Below are 20575 nucleotides of genomic sequence, written 5' to 3'. Positions count from 1 at the left end.
GGCCCCCCCCGGGCACCCGGCCCCGGGGGGCCCCCGCCCCCCCCCCCCCGGCGGGGGGGGCCCCCCCCCCCCCGGGGGGGGGGGCCCCTCCGCTTCGTGCTGTCTTACTGCGCCGCTGTGGCGTCCGGCTGTCAGGCGGACTTGCGGCTGTCCCGCGGATGCACGGCAATGTTCATGGCGCCGGAACGAAGGACCGCCAGCCTCTCGGCCAGCACTTCCTCCAGCTCCTCGCGGGTGCGCCGCTCCATGAGCATGTCCCAGTGCGTTCGCGCAGGCTTGCCCTTCTTCTCTTCGGGCCCATCCCCGTCAACCAGGAGTGCCATGGCGCCACACGCCTTGCACTCCCACTCCGGCGGAATTTCTGCCTCAACCGAGAACGGCATCTCAAATCGATGTCCGTTCTGGCATGCGTACTCCACCGCCTGGCGCGGGGCCAGATCGATGCCGCGGTCCGTCTCGTAGCTGGTAACCACGAGCCGCGTACCGCGGAGAGCTCGCTCACTCATGAATCGTGCCTCCCGGGCTTGTCGCCCACAGGACAGGTGTCGCTGTCGTCGTCATCCGGTCAACGTCCGGTCGGCGGTATAGATTCCCGCTCCGGGTCATGCGTCGCCCGTCGTACCGCCCCTTGTTGTACCCACCAGTGCCCGTTTTGTCACATCTGGCAGCAGATGTCACCCAACGTCTTCACTTCATAAGCACGCAGTAACGGTCCGCCTGGCAGGCCAAAGGCGTACACTACCGGCCCTTAGCTTGAACGTCGAAATTCGTTCCGAATTAGCGCGCCCGTAGCCCCTCGGATCCGTCGGATCCCTGGTCAGATCCGCTCGGGTACAGGATTCCCCGCCGCCTCCACCGCGCGCCGCACCGGCACTCGGGCGAGGAGCACGAAACCCAGTGCGAAGAAGACCACCAACGAGATGATCGCGTCCCGGTAACTGCCCGTGACCTGGTACGTCAGCCCGAAAACCAGGGGTCCCACCCAGCTCAGCCCCCGGTCGCTCATCTCGTACGCGGAGAAGTACTCGGCCTCCTTGCCCGCCGGAACCAGGTGCGAGAACAGTGAGCGCGACAGCGCCTGACTGCCGCCCAGCACCAGCCCGATCATCGCGGCGAGCGCGAAGAACCACACCGGGGTCCGGGCCGGCAGGAAGTACCCGGCGGCCAGCGTCACGCCCCAGGCCACCAGAGATCCGAGAATCGTCCGCTTGGCGCCGTACCGGACGGCCAGCCGGCCCATCCCGAGCGCACCCGCCACCGCCAGGATCTGCACCAGCAGAACGGCCACGATGAGCGTGGACTGCTCCAGCTCCAGCTCCTCGGAGCCGTAGACGGAGGCCTGGGAGATCACGGTCTGCACGCCGTCGTTGTAGATCAGGTACGCCAGCAGGAACGACAGGGTCAGCGGATAGCGCCGCATGTCCTTCAGCGTGGCCACGAGCTGCTTCCAGCCGCTGACGGGCGGACCCTCCCCGGGCTCCCGGACCACGGCCCGGTCCCGGAGCCGGCGCAGCGGGACGATCGTGAAGGCGCCCCACCAGAGCCCGGCCGAGGCCAGGCATATCCGTACGGCCTCGCCCTCGGTGAGCCCGAAGGAGTCGTGGCCCTGGTAGAGCACCAGGTTCAGCACGAGCACGAAGGCGCCCGAGGTGTACCCGAAGGCCCAGCCGCGCGAGGAGACGGTGTCCCGCTCCTCCGGGGTGGAGATCTGCGGCAGATAGGAGTTGTAGACCACCACGGAGCACGACAGCGAGGCGTTCGCGACGATCAGCAGCAGTCCGCCGAGCAGGTACCGGTCGCCGCTCAGGAAGAACATCCCGGCGGTGGCCGTCGCGCCCGTGTACGCGGCCGCCGCCAGCAGCGGCTTCTTGCGGCCGCTCCGGTCGGCCAGGGCGCCCACCAGCGGCATGATCAGGACGGCGACGATCACCGAGGCCGACACGGTGTACGCGAAGTAGGAGCCCGCCCGCACCGGGATGCCCAGTGGGTGGACGTAGCCGTCGGAGTCGGCGGCGGCCTTGGCCACCGCCGTCAGGTACGGCCCGAGGAACACCGTGAGCACGCTCGTCGAGTAGACCGAGCTGGCGAAGTCGTAGAAGTACCAGCCGTGCTGTTCGCGCTTGCGCGCCGCCGCCGCGGCCTTGGCCCCGGCGGCGTCCGGTCCGCCGTCCCCGGCCCCCGGTTCCGCGTCTTCCGTCGTCCGCGCACTCATTGGTGCCCCCTCGCTGGTCCCCGTACCGCTTCGGCCGCCACCACCGGGCGCGCAGCCGTTCGGGCCGGTCAGGCCCAGGCTCCGCGCCGGTCCAGCACCGTGCGCAAGATGTCGATCCGGTCGGTCATGATGCCATCGACTCCGAGGTCCAGGAGAGCCTCCATGCGTTCCGGTTCGTTCACGGTCCACACGTGCACCTGGAGCCCCCGCTCGTGGGCCGCCCGCACGAACCTGCGGTCCACCACGCGGATGCCCGCCTGGGTCTCCGGCACCTGCGCCGCCACCGCGCCCGCGCGCAGCGCCGCGGGGATCGCGAGCGACCGCAGCCGCAGCCCGAGCACCCCCGCGACCCCGTACGAGGTCGCCAGCCGGGGGCCGGCGATCTTCTGGGCCCGGGCGACCCGGCGCTCCGAGAAGGAGCCCACGCACACCCGGTCCCACACCCCGGTCCGCGCGATCAGGCCGACCAGCGGGTGCACGGCGGACTCGTCCTTGATGTCCACGTTCCACCGGGCGTCCGGGAACTCCTCCAGCAGGTCCTCGAAGAGCGCGAGGGGCTCGCTCCCGGCGGCCCGGACCTCGCGGATCCGGCTCCACGGCAGCTCCCGGATGCGGCCCTGTCCGTCGGTGATCCGGTCCAGGGTGGCGTCGTGGAAGGCGACCAGTTTCCCGTCGGCGCTGGCGTGCACATCGGTCTCGAAGTACCGGTAGCCCGCGGCGGCGGCCCGCCGGAAGGCCGCGGCGGTGTTCTCCAGCCCGTCCGCGGCCCCGCCGCGGTGCGCGAAGGGGATAGGACCGGGGTGGTCGAGGTAAGGGTGGGGGAGGCGTCCGTGTGTCACCGCGGCAGTATGCCCGCTGCTCGCGCCGGCGCGGGAGCACCCCCGGTTGCCGGTGGGTGAACGGCCGCCGGGTCAGCTCCCCGGCATGCGCGGCCCGCGGCCGGAGTACACGTACGCGGCACGGCCGCGCGGGTCGTCGTAGCACTCGGCCTCGCCCCGGTGCACCGCCACCAGCGAGTCCGGTCCCCGCCACCAGTCGTCCGCGATCCCCGCCACCTCGGGAACCCGCTCGAAGCCGGTCAGGTCGAGGTCGTCCACCGCGTCACCGGTGAGCCTGGTGACCCGGTCCGCCCACCGGAAGGCGAAGTGGGCCAGCGCCTGCGACTCGATCCACCCCTCCACCGTGGCGTGCAGCGGGGCCCAGCGTTCGCCGTAGGCGCCGAACTCGCCGTCCGGAGAGATCAGGAACCCGAAAGCGACCGAGCACCGCGGGAATCCCGCGGGGATCCACCACCCCTCCTCGGCGGAGCCCTCCGGCATGTCGGTGTCCAGGACCTTGGGTCCGCCCTCGAACTGGTGCGAGGGCGGCAGGATCAGGCCGCCCCAGCGCGCCGCGTACGCCTCCGCCCGGTCGATCTCCCGCGCCGGGGCGCCGTGGGCGAGCCAAAGCCCCCGGTGGGCGCCGACGTCCACCGGCTCCTGCCGGGTGCACTGCACCGTCACGAAGTGGGCGGCGCGCTCGGTCAGGTCCGGGATGCCGCGCGGAAAGAGGTCCAAGGCCACCTTCCGGACGCTACAGGCGGGCCCCGGACCGGGGCCTCCCCATTTCGCGCGGAGCACTCCGTGGCACCCTGGACCCGGCAGAACCAATCCAATGCCGGCTCCCACGGGCCGGCAGGGGCCAATTCGACGAAGGTGGACCGGACGACATGGCGCAGTGGACCTCGGCTGTCGGTGCCGCACAGCTCGGCCGGCTCATCACCTCCCAGCAGGGCCGGACCGCCCCGCCCGGCGGGCGCAAGCTGCCCGCGTACCGCATGCTCGCCGACGGGATCCGCCTGCTCGTCCTGGAGGGCCGCATCCCCGTCGCCGCCCGGCTCCCCGCCGAGCGGGAACTGGCGGCCTCCCTCTCCGTCAGCCGCACCACCGTCGCCGCCGCCTACGAGGCCCTGCGCGGCGAGGGGTTCCTGGAATCCCGCCGGGGCGCGGGCAGCTGGACCTCCGTGCCCGCCGGCAACCCCATGCCGGCCCGCGGCCTGGAGCCGCTGCCCCCCGAGTCCCTCGGCTCGATGATCGACCTCGGCTGCGCCGCCCTCCCGGCCCCCGAGCCCTGGCTCACCAAGGCCGTCCAGGGCGCCCTGGAGGAGCTCCCGCCGTACGCCCACACCCACGGGGACTACCCGGCCGGGCTGCCCGCGCTGCGCCGCATGCTCGCCGACCGCTACACCGAGCGCGGCATCCCGACCATGCCCGAGCAGATCATGGTCACCACGGGCGCGATGGGGGCCATCGACGCCATCTGCAGCCTCTTCGCGGGCCGCGGCGAGCGGATCGCCGTCGAATCCCCGTCCTACGCCAACATCCTCCAGCTCATGCGCGCCGCCGGGGTCCGCCTCGTGCCCGTCGCCATGGGGGAGGGGCTGACGGGCTGGGACATGGACGTCTGGCGCCAGGTCCTGCGCGACTCGGCCCCCCGCCTCGCCTACGTGGTCGCCGACTTCCACAATCCGACCGGCGCCCTGGCCTCCGACGAGCAGCGCCGCGCGATGGTGGAGGCGGCCCGCTCGGCCGGCACCGTCCTCGTCGCCGACGAGACCATGGTCGAGCTCCAGCTCGACCCGACGCTGGAGATGCCCCGCCCGGTCTGTTCCTTCGACCCGGCCGGCTCCACCGTCATCACGGTCGGCTCCGCCAGCAAGGCCTTCTGGGCCGGCATGCGCATCGGCTGGGTCCGCGCGGCCCCCGACGTCATCCGCAGCCTGGTGGCCGCCCGCGCCTACGCCGACCTGGGCACGCCCGTGCTGGAACAGCTCGCGGTGGACTGGCTGATGCGCACCGGCGGCTGGGCGCAGGCCGTGGAGATCCGCCGCGACCAGGCCCGGGAGAACCGGGACGCGCTGGTGGCGGCGGTCCGCCGGGAGCTGCCGGACTGGGAGTTCCGGGTCCCGCTGGGCGGCCTGACGCTGTGGGCCCGCGCGGGCGGGCTCTCCGGCTCCCGGCTGGCCGAGGTGGGGGAGCGGGTGGGCGTACGGGTCCCCTCGGGACCCCGGTTCGGTGTCGACGGGGCCTTCGAGGGGTACGTCCGGCTCCCCTTCACGGTCGGTGGCCCGGTGGCCGAGGAAGCGGCGGCCCGACTGGCCGCCGCGGCCCGGCTGGTCGCCACCGGAGCGGGCGGCGGCGGGGCGGAGCCGCCGCGCACCTTCGTCGCGTAGGAGCGGGAGCGGAAGGATCTACGGGGCGTCCGCCGGGACCTCGGGAATCTCCGAGGCGTCGATCGCCGGGCTCTGTGCCTGGGCGGGCGGCTGCACGATGTGCAGCGGCTTGCCCAGCGTGACGTGGTCCGGGACGGGCTTGGCCGGCGCCTGCCGCTCGGGCAGCAGGTCCAGTACCGCCTGGCGGTGTCCCGGGTGGGTGGCCTCGTCGTACGGGTCCGGCGTGGCCGGGACCTGGAGCCGGTGCACGGGACCGGCGCCGAGCCGGGCGTACCCGCGCCCCGGCGGCAGTACGGCCGTCGGCGTGGTGTGCGGGGGCAGTCCCAGCACATCGGCGATCTGCTGGATCGTGGCGGCTCCGAGCACCACCCGGGCCCGCGTGTGCTGCCAGACGGAGTCGTTCAGCAGCTCCAAGTGGTCGAACTGCTCGGCCACCACCACGGTGACCTGCGCGGCGCGCCCGTGCCGAAGCGGCACCTGGAGCTGCGCGATCGGGTCGGGGGCGCCCTCGGCGGCGGCCAGGTGCGCCAGCACGCTGGGCCGGTCGAGCAGGATCCACAGCGGGCGCCGGGTGTCCTCGGGCGCGGGCCGGCCGGCTTCGCGGGCCCGGTGGGCGGCGATCAGGCGCCGCTCGGTCTCGCGGGCGGCCCATTCCAGGGTGGCGAGCGCCCCGGCCGGCCCGCACTCCACGGCGAGGACGCCGACGCGGCCGGAGAGGCAGGAGTACTCGCCGGTGCCGCCGCCCTCCACGATCAGTACGTCGCCCCCGTGCCGCAGGGCCTGCAGGGCGACGGAGCGCAGCAGCGTGGACGTACCGCTGCCGGGCTGGCCCACGGCCAGCAGATGGGGTTCGGCGGAGCGGGACCCGGTGCGCCAGATGACGGGCGGCACGTCCCGGGGCTCGTCGCCGTCCAGGACGGGCAGGGTGCGCTGCACGCTGCCGGGGTCGGTGAAGCCGAGCACGGTCTCACCCGGTGAGGTGACGAAAGGCTGGGCGGCGATGCCCGTGGGCAGCGCCGCCAGCACGCTCAGGTCGAGCTGGTTGCCCTCCTCGTCCCAGTCGAAGAGATACTCCCGTCCGCGCCCGGACTTGGCGTGCAGCAGTGCCTCGATCCGGGCCCGTGACGCGGCCTCGCCATCGGTGAAGTAGGCCGGGTAGCGGATGTGGAGCCGGGTGACGCGGCCCGCCTCGTCGAACTCGTAGCCGCTGAAGGCCTTGTCCCACTCCCCGCCGTGGGCGAAGAGGGGGCTCGGGTCCTCCGGGATGGAGAAGTACGGCACGAGGGCTTCGTAGAGGGAGCCGAGCCGTTCGGTCTCGGCATCGCTGGGCCCGGTCTTCACCGGGGTGCGGTCGCGTCCCTGCCAGGCCGCCGCTGCCATGAGGGTGATCAGGGCGGTGAGGGGGCCGTAGGGGACGAGCGCGACCACGAGGACGCAGGCGGCCCCCAGGAAGAGCGCGGGACCACGCTTGTCCTTGGGGGTGTCGCACCATTTGCGCCGCCCGGCCGAGGCCAGGACGCGCAGTCCGCGTCCGATGGTGAGGAGCGGATGGAGGACGTCCGTGGCGCTGTCGGCGGCCGTGCGAGCGAAGTCGCGGCCCCGGGTCAGCGACACGGTGCCGCTGCTGAGGATGCGGGGAAGTGGGCGCCGGGCCACGGGCGTCTCCTGGAGTTGTGGAAGCTTCGGGTGGGTGCCGGGGCCGGGCGCTAGAGCTTGATCCCGCCGAGAAGGCTCGCGAGGCTCGCCGTGCTCGCCGTGATGCTGGGGGCGATGGCCGAGCCGGCGAGGAAGAAGCCGAAGAGCGCGCACACGAACGCGTGCGTCAGCTTCATGCCGTCCTTCTTGAAGAACAGGAAGCAGATGATGCCGAGCAGGACGACACCTGAGATGGACAGGACCATGAGTCAGTTCTCCTGGTGGGTGGGGACAGTCACCATCAGTTCTTCCAGGCTCACAGGAAGTATCAATGCGATAAAAGGTGCATACGGGTGAATCCGGCAATTTTTCACTTGACCGGCCCATCCCGGCTGGCGCGCCTGGCGGGTTGGGGGCAGGGGGGCCGCAAGGTGATCATTGCCTCGGCCCGCGCCTCTCATGTGCAGGTCCGGGCGCTACTCTGACGCTTCACCCGTACGGACGCAGTGCCGTGCGCAGCCCTGCCCGTGAAAGGCGGTACGACCGATGAGTGAGCACGTCGAGAACGGCTCCCAGGACTCCCGGGCCCCCCAAGCCCCCCAGGACTCTCCGGGCGTTCCTCCGGGCGTTCCCGACGAGGACGTCATCGAGCTGGCCACCAAGATCTTCGACCTCGCCCGCAGGGGTGAGACCGAGGCCCTCGCCGCGTACGTCGACGCGGGCGTCCCGGCGAACCTCACCAACGACCGCGGCGACACCCTCGTCATGCTCGCCGCCTACCACGGCCACGCCGAAGCCGTCACGGCCCTGCTGGCCCGCGGAGCCGAGGCCGACCGCGCCAACGACCGCGGCCAGACCCCGCTCGCCGGTGCCGTCTTCAAGGGCGAGGAGGCCGTCATCCGCGCCCTGCTCGCCGGCGGAGCCGACCCGGAGGCCGGAACGCCCTCCGCGGTGGACACGGCCCGCATGTTCGCCAAGGCCGACCTGCTGGAACTTTTCGGAGCCAAGTAGTCCGCTTCTGACCGGTCCGTACCCGGTCCCTGGCCGGTTCCCGGCCGGTTCTCCGGCCGGTCCAGACCTCACGGGTTGGTCACGGCGGCCTTAAATGTGGTCGCGGCACACAAACCGCCTGGGTCATCATGGCGTCGGATTCGATTCGCGGCCAGGACGGACGGGCAGGAGCGGGCAGGACACAACGGGTGTCCGACCCCCACTCCTGCCGGGGGACCGCCGCCCTGGCCGAGAAGCACCGACGAGAGTGAGAAGGCAATGGTCTACATCGAGCGGAACCTGACGGCGGACGTCCTCACAAGCTGTTACGCGGCCCTGTGAATTCCGATTCCCGGTTGCGTCCCCAGCTTGATTTGAGGCCATTCCCATGTTCGAACCAGTCATAGCGCCGAGCGGCACCCTGCTCGGTCTCCTCCAGCGCGGCCGCGGCGACGGCACGCTGCACGCACTCGCGGCGCCCAGGGCCGAGGCCCTCGCGGCGCTCAACCACTGCGTGGCCGGCGATCCGCGCCAGGACTGGCAGGTCGAGAACCGCTCCCTGTACTACGCACGCCTGTACCTGGATCTCGACGGCCCCCTGGGCGAGATCGAGGCCCACCTCTTCAGCGTCGACGACCTGCTCGACGAGGACGACCACCGCACGGGCCTCGCCCTGTCCGTCCTGGGCCACCTGGCCTCGTACGGCCGTGACGACGCGCTCATGCTGCTGCGCCGGTACGCCGCCACGGGTGCCAACTGGGCCTGGGCCCTCGACGAGCTCGCCCTGCGCGACGACGACGAGGGACTGCGCTCACTGGCCGCCCCCGTCCTCGCCCGCTTCCCCGCGACCCCCGAGGGCGAGGCGCTGCTCGCAGCCGCCGTCCGCGACGCCTACGAGCCCAGGCCCTGGCGCCTGTGGGAAGAGGCGGCGCAGCCCAACGAGTACGCCGAGCGGCTGCGCGCCGCCCGCCAACAGGGCTCCTTCGACCGCTGGCAACGCCAGCTCACCCCGCGGGGCCCCCAGCCCGGCTGGGGCGTGCAGGCCGTCTTCGACTGGGCCGCCGACGGACTGCGCCGGGGCACCCCCCTGCACGTCCCGGCCGCCCGCTGCCTCGCCGCCGTGGCCACCCCCGAGGACCGCTCCGCGATCCTGGCGGCCGCCGCCGGCGCGTCCGGCGAGGCCGCCCGCGCCACCGCGCTGCACCACCTGGTCCTCGCCGAGCCGGAGAACCCGGCCGTACTGGACCTCATCGAAGCCGCCGGCGACGAGCCGGCCGTAGCCGCCTACGAGCGCATGTGCGGCCCCGCCGCCGTCGAACGGGCCCGACGCTGGGTCCAGCGCCCCGACGCCCTCGGAACGGCCGCGGCGACCCTCCTGGCCGCCCGGGGCGGAGCCGGTGACGCGGCCCTCGTCCTCGGAGCCCTCCGCTCCACCGTCCGCGGCTCCGGCCCGGACTCGACGCCCCTCTTCACCCTGGTCGACGGCGCCGGCCGGCTCCGCATCGCCTGCGCCGCGCCCGTCCTGCGCCACGTCTACCGCGAGACGGCCTCCTCCGCCCTCCGCGGCCGCGCCGCCCGCGCCCTGGCGGCGACGGACCCCTCCTTCGCGGCGGGCTTCGCCGTCGAATGCCTCTGGGACTGCGAGGAGACCACCCGAGAGGTGGCCGCCCGCCACGCGGAAACGGCCGACGCCCGAGTAGCCCCCCGCCTGCGCCGCCTGGCGGCAGACCCGGCGGAAGAAGAAGACGTCCAGTCGGCGGTCCGCAGCCGCATAACCCCGGAGTCGACGGTGTAACCCCCGCCCACCGGGCCACCGGGCCACAACCCGCCAGACCACCGGACCATGGCCCGCCTGAGGCCGGACACCCGGGGCCACCGCCCCCACCGGGGTCGGTCCACCTCCTCCCCTACCCGGGTCCGGGCCACCGCCCACACCCGGGCGGGGCTGCGCCTGTCACCCCGGAGCGGCTGCCACTCGCAGCCCCGCCGGGGTGTGGCATTTCAGCCGTCCGGCGTTTGAGGACCGGGGTCCGGGGCGGAGCCCCGGGGGGTCCGGGCACAGCCCGGTACCCCTGCTCTTCAGCCCGTCCGGCGTTTGAGGACCGGGTCAGGGCAGCGCCCTGGGAACGGTGGAAGGGCGGGTAGGGGACCTCGCCCCGCGCAGCGGCAAAGGGTCGCAGCGGGGAACTCCGCCCCGCGCAGCGGCAAGGACCGCAGCCGGGGACTCCGCGCAGCGGCAACCCCGGCCCTGGGCAGGAGCAGCCCCGAGCCCGGCGGCCCCGGCCGAGCCCCCCCCGCAGGGGGCTCCGGGTGCCCCGGGCGGGCACCCCGCCAGACGCCCCGCACGGGCACACCCGTCAGCGCCGAACGAACCGCACCGCACCCCCCGGCCCCACCTGCGCCGCCGCATCGAGCGCGGACCCCACCACGACCCCGACCACGGGGTACCCCCCGGTCACGGGATGATCGGCGAGGAACACCACCGGCTGCCCGTCCGGCGGCACCTGCACCGCCCCCAGCACCATCCCCTCACTGGGCAGCTCCCGCCGCCCACTGCGCCCCCCACCCTCCGCCCGCACCAGCCCCGGCCCCTCCATGCGCAGCCCGATGCGGTTCGAAGCGGCCGAGACCCGGTACGTCGCCCGCAGCAGCCGCCCCGTCACCGACTCCGCCGTGAACCAGTCGGCCCGCGGCCCCAGCCGCAGCGGAAGCACCAGCTCCGAAGGCGGACCCGGCGCCGCCAAACCATCGACCCCGGCCACCGGGTCCGGATCCGGACCCGGCGCGCCCACCGGCAGCAGCGCCCCCGCCGCCAGGACCGGCGGGCCGAGGCCCGACAGCAGATCGGTCGAGCGACTGCCCAGCACCGGCTCGACCGCGAAACCTCCCCGCACCGCGACATAGCCGCGCACGCCCGACTCCGCCCGGCCCACCTCCAGCTCCTCACCGGCGCGCAGCAGAACGGGCGCGCCCCAGGCCGCGGGGCGCCCGCAGACCCGTACCGCACACGGCGCCCCGGTCACCGCCACCGTCACGGCGCCGCCCACCGCCCGCAGTCCCACGCCGTCCAGGGTCGTCTCCAGGACGGCCGCGCCGGGCGGATTGCCGAGCAGCCGGTTCGCCAGCCCCCGCGCCCCCGTGTCGAGGGCCCCCGACCGGGGGACGCCGAGGTGGGCGTACCCGGGCCGCCCCAGGTCCTGGACGGTGGTCAGCGCGCCCGCCCGTACGACCTCCAGCGCCTTCACGCCGCCTCCTCGAACCGCACCCGCGCCCCCGGCACGAACAGCGCCGCCGGCTCGCGCGCCGGGTCCCACAGCACCGCGTCGGTGGAACCGATCAGCTGCCAGCCGCCGGGGGAGGAGCGCGGGTAGACCCCCGCGTACTCGCCCGCGAGGGCCAGCGAGCCCGCCGGTACCGCCGTACGGGGCGTCGCGCGCCGGGGCAGGTGGAGCAGGGCGGGGAGCCCCGTGAGGTAGCCGAAGCCCGGGGCGAACCCGCAGAACGCCACCCGGAAGGTGATCGCGCCGACGATCCCGGGCACCTCGCCGGGGGTCACCCCCCACAGCCCGGCCACCTCCGCCAGGTCCGGGCCGTCGTAGCGCACGGCGACCGTCACCGGGGGCGGCCCGTCGGCCGGCGCGAGCGGGGGGACCCGCCAGCGGGCGATCCGGGCCGCGAGGGCGCGCGGCTCCCGTACGCCGTCCAGCAGGACGGTCCGCGCCGCCGGCACGATCTCCCGTACGCCGCCCAGCTCGTCGCCGGCGGACCGGCGGCGCAGCAGCTCCGCGTGGAGCGCGGCCACTTCCTCGGCGGAGTCCACCTCCAGCAGCAGTGCTTCGGCGCCGGCCTCCAGCGCCCTCACGCGAAGGCCTCCACCCGGACCCCGGCCCCGCCGAGCGCCCCGCGCACGCGCAGGGCCAGGTCCGCGGCGCCGGGGGTGTCCCCGTGCAGGCACAGGGAGCGGGCGGTCACCGGGATCCGGGAGCCGTCGGCGGCGGTCACCTCGTGCCCCGCGGCCATGTCCACCGCACGGGCCACCACCGCGTCCGGGTCGTGGACCACGGCGCCCGGCTCGCCGCGCGGCACGAGGGTGCCCGCGGGGGTGTAGGCGCGGTCGGCGAAGGCCTCCGGGACGGCCGGCAGCCCGGCCCGCCCGGCGGCGGCCAGCAGCAGGGAACCGGGCAGCCCGAGCACCGGGAGCCCGCCGGGACCGGCCGCGAGCAGCACGCCGGCCACCACGGCGCCGGCCTGGTCCTCGTCGCGGACGGTGCGGTTGTAGAGCGCGCCGTGCGGTTTCACGTACGACACCCGGGAACCGGCCGCCCGCGCGAAGACCTCCAGCGCCCCGATCTGGTAGGCCACCTCGTCGGCCAGCTCACCGGCCGGCACGTCCATCGAGCGGCGGCCGAAGCCCGCCAGGTCCCGGTACGAGACCTGCGCGCCGATCCGTACCCCGCGCGCGGCCGCCAGCTCGCAGACGCGGCGCATGATGGACGGGTCGCCGGCGTGGAAGCCGCAGGCGACGTTGGCGCTCGTGACGACGGACAGCAGGGCCTCGTCGTCGGTCAGTGTCCACCGCCCGAAGCCTTCGCCGAGGTCGGCGTTGAGATCGATCACGGGTCCGGCCGCCGGGGTGCCCGGCGTGATCATGGAAGCCATGCGGTGAGCGTAGAACAGGGTGCGGGCCGCGTTCCCGCCGACGGCGGGGGATCGGGCGAACCATCCCGTTTGGGATGTTGTCAGGGTCAGCGCCTAGTCTTTGCCCGTGACTCTCCCTGCCCCGGCGAAGACCCTTCCCTCCCCGGCGTCGGGCCCGGCCGCCGACGAGGGCCTGGCCCGGCGGCTGCGCGCGCTCGCCTGCACCGCCCCGCTCCACGACCTCGACGTCCGCAAGGCCAATCTGGCCGGCGAGTACGGGGTCTACGCGATGGCGGAGGTCGCGCTCGCCGCGATCGACCTGGTCACGCTCAACATGGACTTCGACACCGGCGCGGACCACGAGCAGATAGTGGCCCGCCTGCTGCCGCGCGTCGCCGCCCAGGCACCGGCGCGCCCGGCGGCCGAGCACGAGCGGGTCGCCCGCTGGGTGCTGGAGAACCTGATCAACGTCGGCAGCGTGGACCGCGGATTCCGCGCGATCTACGGCACGTTCGGCCCGGACGGGGTGTACGTCCGCCGCGACTACGACTTCAAGCTCATCGAGGAAGTCCCGGGCTACGGCGGCGCGGTGTACCTGCGCACGACGGACGAGGCCGTCAACGTCCTGGTCGGCGCCCTCGACACGGACGTCACCAGCGCGCAGATCGCCGCCGAGGTCAAGCTGGAGGTCCTGATCAGCCGGGGCCGGCTCGCCGACGCCCAACTCGCCGCCGAGCAGGCCCGCTACCGCACCGTCCAGTACGCCGAGACCCTGCGCCGCACGCTCGACGCGACCCGGCGCAACGTCCGGGCCGTGGACTGGCTGGTGACCGTCCCCGACATGATCGCGGAGGCCCTCGACCACGTCGCCGACCGCTACCGCCACGAGAACGCGATCCTGACCAACATCCGCAAGGCCCGCGACGAGGCGGAGGAGCCGGACAACAAGCGCCGCGCCGCCGAGCTCGTCGACATCGTCAAGGACTGCATCCGCCGCCACACCCAGCTCCAGTCCCGGCTCCTGGACGCCGGACCGCTCTTCCGCGCCGAACAGGACCGCCAGGCCTTCGCGGCCCCCGCGCCGCGCTCCGGGATCGACCTGTACGGACAGCTCGTGGCCCCCACGCTGCCGCTCCCGGTCGCCCAGGCCAGCCGCGTGACGGACGCCTTCTTCGCGTCGGGCGCGGGCCTGCGCACCCCCGTCTCGGTCCGCGTCGCCGACCTGGTGGAGATCCTCCTCACCCCGCCGGTGGAGCGCGAGCACCTCGGTCTGGAAATGCCCGAGCCGGACCTGATCGCCACCCCGGACGACAGCCGTTTCAGCGAGGAGCAGCTCGCCGCCGCGATGGCACTCCTCGAACTCCCGCACGACGCCCCGCGCCGCCTGTCCGGCCTCCTGGCGGAGGCCCGCCGCTCCGACCCGGACCTGCCCTACCTGGTCGCCCTGCTGGCCGTCCACGCGGCGAGCCCGGCGGTGGGCACGGCCTACCGCCAGGGCGAGGAGCGCCTCCTCTTCGCCGTCGACGACGGCACGGAACTCGAAGACCCCGAATTCGGCGGCGCGGACCTGATCGTGGGCACCGCCCTCCTGGACGCGGCAGCCATGACGGCGGACCGCACGGAGGCGGCATGACCTTGCCCCGTCCCTGGCCGGCCGACGACTCGTGCCCCTGCGGAGCCGTCCGCCACGAAGTGGCGGCCGTCGTCGGCGGCACTCCCCAGGCTCGTCGCCCCGGACCCGACGGGGCGGAGCCCTTGGCGGCGCCGTCCCACCCGGGGGTGTGGGGGCTTGCCCCTGCTTTCGGGAAGGGGCGGGGTGGGGGAGGAACCGTCCCCGCCGGCCCCGCTGCCGCTGCCGCAGGCTCCGGCTCCGGCTCCGGCTCCGGCTCCGGCTCCGGCTCCGGTCCCGCGGGCGAGCCCGCCTGGCCCGCGTACGCCGTCCCCGGGCCTGCCGCGGGGCGGCCCGCGCACGTCGGCCCGCGAGCCGCCAGGCCGCACGACGCCCGCTCCGGGAGCACCCGTGGCAGCACCCGCATCCGGCACCCCCGCACCCGTACCACCGAGGAGATCCACCCGTGAGCGACCACCACGCCGAGCGGCACATCGCGTGGAGCGAGCCCGACGCACACCAGGCCCCGGCACCGGCTCCCGTACAGGCTCACGGGCCCGCCCAGGGACCGGCCACCACCCCCGTCACCCCGGCCGACGCCGCGGACGCGGCCCGGCTCGTCGCGTTCGGGCTCCAGCCCAAGCTGCTGCCCGCCCGCGACGCCGAGTACGCCGAACTGCTGCGCCGCTACCGCGAGGACCCCGCCTTCGCCCGGCTCGCGGACGCCGTCGCCACCGGCCTCGGCCTCGTCGTCCTGGAGGTGTCCTCCCGCGCCGGCATGGCCGTGGCCGCCGGTGAGGACTCCGTCTTCGCCGTCCGCATGGGCGACTACGCCCGCCGCACCACCGCCGACTCCGCGGACCGCTTCCTGCACGGGCTCGCCCACCTCGCCGTGGCGGCCCTGGCCTTCCCGCGCCCCGAGGACCTCGCCGACGACGGCTACATCGGCCGGATCACCGTCAACGGCGTCGACGCCTTCGTCCGGCAGACCTGCCGCCGCCTGGAGGAGCGGGCCGAGGAGCTCGGCGAGAACACCGACCCGGCCTCCGACGCCCCCGGCCTGGAGGCCGCCTGGCGGGTCTACGCCCGCCGCAGCGCGACCGGCGCCACCAAGGACGCCCGCCGGCTGGCCGGTTCCACCACCGGCATCGTCGGCAAGGCCGCCGCCTTCCTCACCGACTCCGGCTTCCTCCAGCGCACCGGGGACGACGCCGGAGGCACGTACCGCACCACCCCCCGCTACCAGCTCCAGGTCCGCGACATGGCGGGCAGCGCGGCCATGGCCGAGCTCCTCGACCTGGGCGTCGTCGCCGTCAGCGACGGCTCCGCCAGCCTCCTGCCGCCGCCCGAGGGCGACGACCTGGAGCTCGCCGCCGACGCGGGCCTGCCCTTCCACAACTGAAGCGCCCCGGCCCTCACCCGCCACCCCGTCCCCGTACGACCTACGAAAGACCACGAGAGTCCGCCGCCATGTACGAGCTGTCCCGGATCCGCCTCTACTCCATCGGGCCCGCCGGCGCGCGCTACGCCGACACCGTGCTCGACCTGCGCGGAGTGGGCGAGCCGGTGCCCCATCCGGCGCCCACCCAGGCGGAGTTCTTCGAGGACGAGCCCACCGGACCGCCGCGCCGCCCCGCGCCCGCCGGCGTGCTCTTCCTGGAGAACGGCGGCGGCAAGTCCGTCCTGCTCAAGCTGATCTTCTCGGTCATGCTGCCCGGCCACCGCAACACCCTGGGCGGCGCCAGTTCCGGCGTCCTGCGCAAGTTCCTGCTGGCCGACGACTGCGGCCACGTGGCACTGGAATGGCAGCACACCCAGACCGGCGAGTGCGTGGTCGTCGGCAAGGTCAGCGAGTGGCGCGGGCGCCAAGTCTCCAACGACCCGCGCAAGTTCGCGGAGGCCTGGTACTCCTTCCGCCCCGGCCCGGGCCTGAGCCTGGACAACCTCCCAGTGGCCGAGGCCACTTCGGTGCGCCCGCCGGTGGAAGGCGTCTCAGGCGCCCAGGGGCGGCGCCGCACGATGAAGGGCTTCCGTGACGCCCTGACCGAGGCCGGCAAGGCGTACCCGCACCTGGAGGTGTACTTCGAGGAGATCCACGACCGCTGGAACGAGCACCTCACCGAGGTCGGCCTCGACCCCGAACTCTTCCGCTACCAGCGCGAGATGAACGCCGACGAGGGTGAGGCCGCCGGCCTCTTCGCGGTCAAGAAGGACTCCGACTTCACCGACCTCCTGCTGCGCGCCGTCACCGACACCCGGGACACGGACGGCCTCGCCGACCTCGTCCACGGCTTCGGCAACAAGCTCGGCCGCCGCGCCGAGCTGATGGCCGAACGGGAGTTCACCGCGGGCTCCGTGGACCTCCTCAACAAGATCGTCGAAGCCGCCGGGACCCGCTCCCGGATGCGCGACGTGCACGCCGGCGCCGAACGCCGTACGCGCACCCTCGCCCGCCGCCTGTCCGCCCGCGCCGGCGAAGAGCGCGGCCGCGCCGCCGACCTCGCGCAGCGCGTCACCGGCGCCGCCCACCAGGTCACCGCCGCCGAGTCCGCGCGCGCCCGCAGCGCCGCCGTCTCGGCCGAACTCGCCTACCGGCACGCCTCGCTGGCCCTGACCGTCGCCGACAAGGCCGCCGCCGCGCAGCGCCGCGAACTCCTCGAAGCCCGCACCCTGCACTCCGCCTGGCAGGCCGCCGAGCACGTGCTGCGCCACCGCTCCGCCGCCGACCGCTCCGCCCGGGTCGCCGCCGCGATCCTGGAGGCCGAGCGGGACGCCGCCCCGGCGCTCGCCGCCCGGGCCACCGCCGCCACCGAGCTCGTACGGGCCCTGCACGCCGCCGCCGAGCAGGGGGAGCGGGCCGCCAACGAGGAGGAGGAGCGTTCCGCCGTCCTCCAGGAGACCGGCGAGTCCTCCCACCGCGCCGCCACCGCCGCCGCCACGGCGGCCCAGCGGGCCCGCAGCGAGGCCGAGCACCTGCGCGCCCGCCTCGCCGAGGTCCAGCAGGAGACCGCCGAGGCCGTCCGGGCGGGCTGGCTCGACGACTCCGCCCCCGACGCCGACCCGGCCCGCGCAGCCCTGGCCGCCGCCGACGCGGAGAAGACGGCCGTGGCCGCCTGGGACGAGTCCCGCGAGGCGGCTCGTACGGCCGCCGAGGCCGCCCGCGAGGCCGCCGCGGCGGAATCCCGCGCGGAACTCACCGCCGCCCGCGCGGCGGACGCCGCGGACGCCGCCGAGGCCGCCCACGACGCCGAGCACCGGGCCGCCGCGTCCCTCGCCGGAACCCCGCGCCTGGCCGCCCTCCTGGGAGCCCCGTCGGCACCCGGCACCGCGGACCCGTCCCCGCGTACCGACGAGGCCACGGCGTCCGGACGCCCCGACGGCGCTACGCCTCCCAGCGGGTCCGCGGCCGACGCCTCCGGGCGGGGCGGCGCCGCAAGCCCGCCCGCGGGGCAGCACGACACGTCCGGCGCCGGCGGCTGGCTCACCGCCGAAGACCTCGACCGGGGCGCCGACGAGCTGCGCGCCTTGCTCACCGACGCGGTCGCGGCCGCCGAACGCCAGCTCTTCGACCTGCGCACCGCCGCCGCCGACGACTCCCGCATCCTCGGCGCCCTCGGCGACGGCGGCCTGCTGCCGCCTGGCCCCGACGTCCTCGCGACCGTGGAGTTCCTCGGTGAGCACGGCATCCCGGCCCTCCCGGGCTGGCGCTACCTCGCCCAGTCCGTGGACCCGGCCGACCACGCCGCCGTCCTCGCCGCCCGCCCCGAACTCGTCGACGGGGTGGTCATCACCGACCCCGACACCCACTCCCGGGCCCGCGAGGTCCTCTCCGGCGCCGCGCTGCTGCCCCGCTCCACCGTCGCCGTCGGCACCGCGGCGGCCCTGCTGGCACCGGTTCCCCCGGCCGGAGACGCCACGGGGTCCGGCGCCTCCGGGATCTTCATCGTGCCGCCGAACCCGGCCATGCACGACGAGCACGCCGCCGACGAGGAGCGCCAGGCGCTGCGCGCCCGGGCCACCGCCCGCGACACCGAGATCCGTGAACTCGCCGCCCGGCTGTCCGGCGACCGCGAGCTCGCCGCCCGGCTGCGCTCCTGGCGCACCGGCTGCCCGCCCGGCCGCCTCGCCGAGCTCGCGGAGCAGGCCGCCGCCGCCCGCGGCTTCGCCGAGGAGACCGACGCCGAGCTCGCGGAGGCCCGTACCGTCCGCGCCGAGGCCGACGAGGCCGCCGCCGACGCCGCCCGGGTCCGCGACGAGCGCCAGGACACCGCCCAGCGCGCCCGCCGGGTCGCGGACGCCCTCGCCGGCCTCGCCTACCGGCTGCGCGAGCGCGCCGGCTGGCAGACCAAGCTGCGCGAACTCGCCGACGACGCCGCCGAGTCCGAGGCCCGCGCCGAGGTGTGCCTCGACCGGGCCCGGGCCGCCGACGAGGACCGCCGCGCCGCCCAGCGCGCCGCCGACGACGCCCGCCGCACCGCCCGCGCCCTGCGCGCCGAGCGCGCCGAGATCGCCGGAGCCCCCGATCCGCTGCCCGAGGCCCCCGCAGGGAACGGCGCCACGGCCAAGGCGCCGCTCCCGGCCCTCCGCGAGGCCTACCGCGCCGCCTCCCAGCTCTACGAGAAGGTCGGCGTCGGCGCCGACCTGCGCTCCGAGCAGGCCCGCGCCGAGAGCGACGAGTCCGTGGCCCTCGCCGAACTGGACCGCCTCACCAACAAGGTCCGTACCCGCGCCGCCCAGCTCCTCGAAGGCACCGACGGAGCCGACGGCCCCTCCCGGCAGGCCGCGGCCGCCCGAGCCGAAGCCCTCGTGCAGATGCTGGAGACCCGCGCCTCCACCGCGAGCGAGCAGCTCGGCCGGCTCCGCGGCGAGGCCGAACGGCACGCCCCCGCCGAAGGCGAGGCGCACACCGAACTGCCCGAGGAGCTGATCCCCGACAACGTCGAGGAGGCCCAGGCCAGGCTCCGTACCGCCACCGCCCAACTCGCCGCCCACACCGGCGCCGTGGAGTCCGCCCGCGCGGCCCACGCCGACCTGCTGCGCGCCCACCGCACCGCCGAGGAGGGTGCGGGAGGCTTCGACGAGACCGCCGCCATGCTCCGCGACCTCCTGCGGGACCACACCCACCAGGAGGACGAGCAGGAGCCGGTGGCGCACCCCGGCAGCCTGGAGGAGGGCCGCCAGTCGGCCACGGAGGCCCGCCGTTCGCTACGGGCCTGCGCCGCCGACCTGTCGGCCGCCGAGGCCGCCGTCCGCGAGGCGAGCGACATCCTGGTCCGGCACGCCAACGCCAACCGCTACGAGCAGGTGCGCACCCCCGCGCGCCAGCAGATCCGCGAACTGCCCGCCTCCGCGCTGCCCGAGCACGCGGCCGCCTGGGCCGTCGCCTTCGCCCCCCGGCTGCGCGTCCTCACCGACGAGCTGGCGCAGCTGGAGCGCAACCGGGACAGCATCGTGGACCGGCTGCGCGGCCTCGTGGAATCGGCTCTGGCCACCCTGCGCTCCGCCCAGCGGCTCTCCCAGCTCCCCGAGGGACTGGGGGAGTGGTCGGGCCAGGAGTTCCTGCGCATCCGCTTCGAGGAGCCCGACCAGGCCACCCTCACCGAGCGGCTCGGCGAGGTCATCGACGAGGCGACCCGCGGCGCCCTGAAGAAGAACAGCACCGCCACCTTCGGCGAGGGCCGCCGCGACGGCATGTCCCTGCTGCTGCACGGGGTCTCGGCGGCGCTGGAACCCAAGGGCATCGCGGTGGAGATCCTCAAGCCCGACGCGGTGCTCCGCGCGGAGCGGGTCCCGGTGGGCCAGATGGGCGACGTGTTCTCGGGCGGCCAGCTCCTCACCGCCGCGATCGCGCTCTACTGCACGATGGCGGCGCTGCGCAGCAACGACCGGGGCCGCGACAAGCACCGGCACGCGGGCACGCTCTTCCTCGACAACCCGATCGGGCGCGCGAACGCCACGTACCTGCTGGAACTCCAGCGGGCCGTCTCGGACGCGCTCGGCGTCCAGCTGCTGTACACCACGGGCCTGTTCGACACCACGGCCCTCGCCGAGTTCCCGCTGGTCATCCGGCTGCGCAACGACGCCGACCTGCGCGCGGGGCTCAAGTACATCAGCGTCGAGGAACACCTGCGCCCGGGCCTGCCCCAGCAGTTCACGGACGGGGAGACGATCCACGGCGAGATCACGGCGACCCGCATGTACCGCCGCGGCTAGGCCGTCCCTTTCGGCTCTCGCCGGGCTCGCGAGCGCCGAAGGAGGCGACCTGGGCCGGGCCGGGCGC

The 20575-nt window shown here is 75.0% G+C and carries 15 protein-coding genes; 6 read left to right on the top strand and 9 right to left on the bottom strand.

Features of this window, described 5'->3' with window-relative positions; translation table 11 throughout:
- Positions 1 to 131: 131 nt before the first annotated feature.
- The 4 genes from ACFYYB_RS23645 to ACFYYB_RS23630 form a co-directional block, all read right to left on the bottom strand.
- Positions 132 to 506 (bottom strand): RNA polymerase-binding protein RbpA, encoded by a 375-nt coding sequence (locus ACFYYB_RS23645; RefSeq protein ID WP_007262928.1) that lies wholly within the window; start codon positions 504 to 506, stop codon positions 132 to 134.
- A 311-nt stretch (positions 507 to 817) separates the two neighbouring features.
- The gene (locus ACFYYB_RS23640; RefSeq protein ID WP_389437276.1) at positions 818 to 2212 is read right to left on the bottom strand and encodes an MFS transporter; all 1395 of its coding nucleotides are present in this window, start codon (positions 2210 to 2212) and stop codon (positions 818 to 820) included.
- Positions 2213 to 2280: 68 nt separating this feature from the next.
- A complete protein-coding gene (locus ACFYYB_RS23635) occupies positions 2281 to 3051 on the bottom strand; it encodes a glycerophosphodiester phosphodiesterase (protein ID WP_327307811.1) in 771 nt (256 codons plus the stop codon).
- A gap of 72 nt (positions 3052 to 3123) precedes the next feature.
- Positions 3124 to 3774: a hypothetical protein gene (locus ACFYYB_RS23630; RefSeq protein ID WP_389437275.1), complete on the bottom strand. Its 651-nt coding sequence runs from the start codon at positions 3772 to 3774 to the stop codon at positions 3124 to 3126.
- A 146-nt stretch (positions 3775 to 3920) separates the two neighbouring features.
- Here ACFYYB_RS23630 and ACFYYB_RS23625 point away from each other — a divergent pair, with 146 nt between their 5' ends.
- Positions 3921 to 5423, top strand: coding sequence for a PLP-dependent aminotransferase family protein (locus tag ACFYYB_RS23625; protein WP_389437274.1), 1503 nt, complete (start codon positions 3921 to 3923; stop codon positions 5421 to 5423).
- A gap of 18 nt (positions 5424 to 5441) precedes the next feature.
- Here the strand turns inward: ACFYYB_RS23625 and ACFYYB_RS23620 are convergent, their stop codons facing one another.
- Positions 5442 to 7079, bottom strand: coding sequence for a hypothetical protein (locus ACFYYB_RS23620; protein ID WP_389437273.1), 1638 nt, complete (start codon positions 7077 to 7079; stop codon positions 5442 to 5444).
- 50 nt (positions 7080 to 7129) lie between these two features.
- Complete coding sequence (locus ACFYYB_RS23615) at positions 7130 to 7324, bottom strand: hypothetical protein (RefSeq protein WP_007262923.1); 195 nt, start codon at positions 7322 to 7324, stop codon at positions 7130 to 7132.
- Between the two features lie 280 nt (positions 7325 to 7604).
- Here ACFYYB_RS23615 and ACFYYB_RS23610 point away from each other — a divergent pair, with 280 nt between their 5' ends.
- The gene (locus tag ACFYYB_RS23610; RefSeq protein WP_389437272.1) at positions 7605 to 8069 is read left to right on the top strand and encodes an ankyrin repeat domain-containing protein; all 465 of its coding nucleotides are present in this window, start codon (positions 7605 to 7607) and stop codon (positions 8067 to 8069) included.
- 367 nt (positions 8070 to 8436) lie between these two features.
- Positions 8437 to 9843 carry a HEAT repeat domain-containing protein gene (locus ACFYYB_RS23605; RefSeq protein WP_389437271.1) on the top strand — a complete coding sequence of 469 codons (1407 nt, stop codon included), beginning with the start codon at positions 8437 to 8439 and terminating at the stop codon, positions 9841 to 9843.
- A gap of 562 nt (positions 9844 to 10405) precedes the next feature.
- Here ACFYYB_RS23605 and ACFYYB_RS23600 read toward each other — a convergent pair.
- From ACFYYB_RS23600 to ACFYYB_RS23590, 3 genes are read right to left on the bottom strand one after another with little or no spacing between them, the layout of a single operon-like run.
- Positions 10406 to 11293 carry a biotin-dependent carboxyltransferase family protein gene (locus ACFYYB_RS23600; protein ID WP_389437270.1) on the bottom strand — a complete coding sequence of 296 codons (888 nt, stop codon included), beginning with the start codon at positions 11291 to 11293 and terminating at the stop codon, positions 10406 to 10408.
- Positions 11290 to 11910 (bottom strand): allophanate hydrolase subunit 1, encoded by a 621-nt coding sequence (locus ACFYYB_RS23595; RefSeq protein ID WP_389437269.1) that lies wholly within the window; start codon positions 11908 to 11910, stop codon positions 11290 to 11292. Before ACFYYB_RS23595 ends, ACFYYB_RS23600 begins: the two co-directional genes overlap by 4 nt.
- Positions 11907 to 12707 (bottom strand): LamB/YcsF family protein, encoded by an 801-nt coding sequence (locus ACFYYB_RS23590; protein WP_389437268.1) that lies wholly within the window; start codon positions 12705 to 12707, stop codon positions 11907 to 11909. The genes ACFYYB_RS23595 and ACFYYB_RS23590 overlap by 4 nt, the downstream gene beginning before the upstream one ends.
- A gap of 106 nt (positions 12708 to 12813) precedes the next feature.
- Here ACFYYB_RS23590 and ACFYYB_RS23585 point away from each other — a divergent pair, with 106 nt between their 5' ends.
- From ACFYYB_RS23585 to ACFYYB_RS23575, 3 genes are all read left to right on the top strand, one after another.
- Positions 12814 to 14319, top strand: a complete 1506-nt coding sequence (locus ACFYYB_RS23585; RefSeq protein ID WP_389437267.1) for a hypothetical protein — start codon at positions 12814 to 12816, stop codon at positions 14317 to 14319.
- Positions 14320 to 14761: 442 nt separating this feature from the next.
- Positions 14762 to 15697, top strand: coding sequence for a hypothetical protein (locus tag ACFYYB_RS23580; protein WP_389437266.1), 936 nt, complete (start codon positions 14762 to 14764; stop codon positions 15695 to 15697).
- A gap of 68 nt (positions 15698 to 15765) precedes the next feature.
- A complete protein-coding gene (locus ACFYYB_RS23575) occupies positions 15766 to 20508 on the top strand; it encodes a hypothetical protein (RefSeq protein ID WP_389437265.1) in 4743 nt (1580 codons plus the stop codon).
- Positions 20509 to 20575: the final 67 nt, after the last annotated feature.

The organism is Streptomyces sp. NPDC002886, assembly GCF_042888445.1.
In the GTDB taxonomy this organism is placed as follows: Bacteria; Actinomycetota; Actinomycetes; order Streptomycetales; family Streptomycetaceae; genus Streptomyces.
Note: the sequence above shows the minus strand (reverse complement) of the source record. Positions and strands in the feature narration are given on the sequence as shown.

Bases quoted from the DNA above. Each gene is read 5' to 3' on its own strand.
- ACFYYB_RS23615 (WP_007262923.1), bottom strand. From the start codon at position 7,324: ATGGTCCTGTCCATCTCAGGTGTCGTCCTGCTCGGCATCATCTGCTTC.
- ACFYYB_RS23605 (WP_389437271.1), top strand. From the start codon at position 8,437: ATGTTCGAACCAGTCATAGCGCCGAGCGGCACCCTGCTCGGTCTCCTC.
- ACFYYB_RS23610 (WP_389437272.1), top strand. From the start codon at position 7,605: ATGAGTGAGCACGTCGAGAACGGCTCCCAGGACTCCCGGGCCCCCCAA.
- ACFYYB_RS23640 (WP_389437276.1), bottom strand. From the start codon at position 2,212: ATGAGTGCGCGGACGACGGAAGACGCGGAACCGGGGGCCGGGGACGGC.
- ACFYYB_RS23625 (WP_389437274.1), top strand. From the start codon at position 3,921: ATGGCGCAGTGGACCTCGGCTGTCGGTGCCGCACAGCTCGGCCGGCTC.
- ACFYYB_RS23575 (WP_389437265.1), top strand. From the start codon at position 15,766: ATGTACGAGCTGTCCCGGATCCGCCTCTACTCCATCGGGCCCGCCGGC.
- ACFYYB_RS23645 (WP_007262928.1), bottom strand. From the start codon at position 506: ATGAGTGAGCGAGCTCTCCGCGGTACGCGGCTCGTGGTTACCAGCTAC.
- ACFYYB_RS23590 (WP_389437268.1), bottom strand. From the start codon at position 12,707: ATGGCTTCCATGATCACGCCGGGCACCCCGGCGGCCGGACCCGTGATC.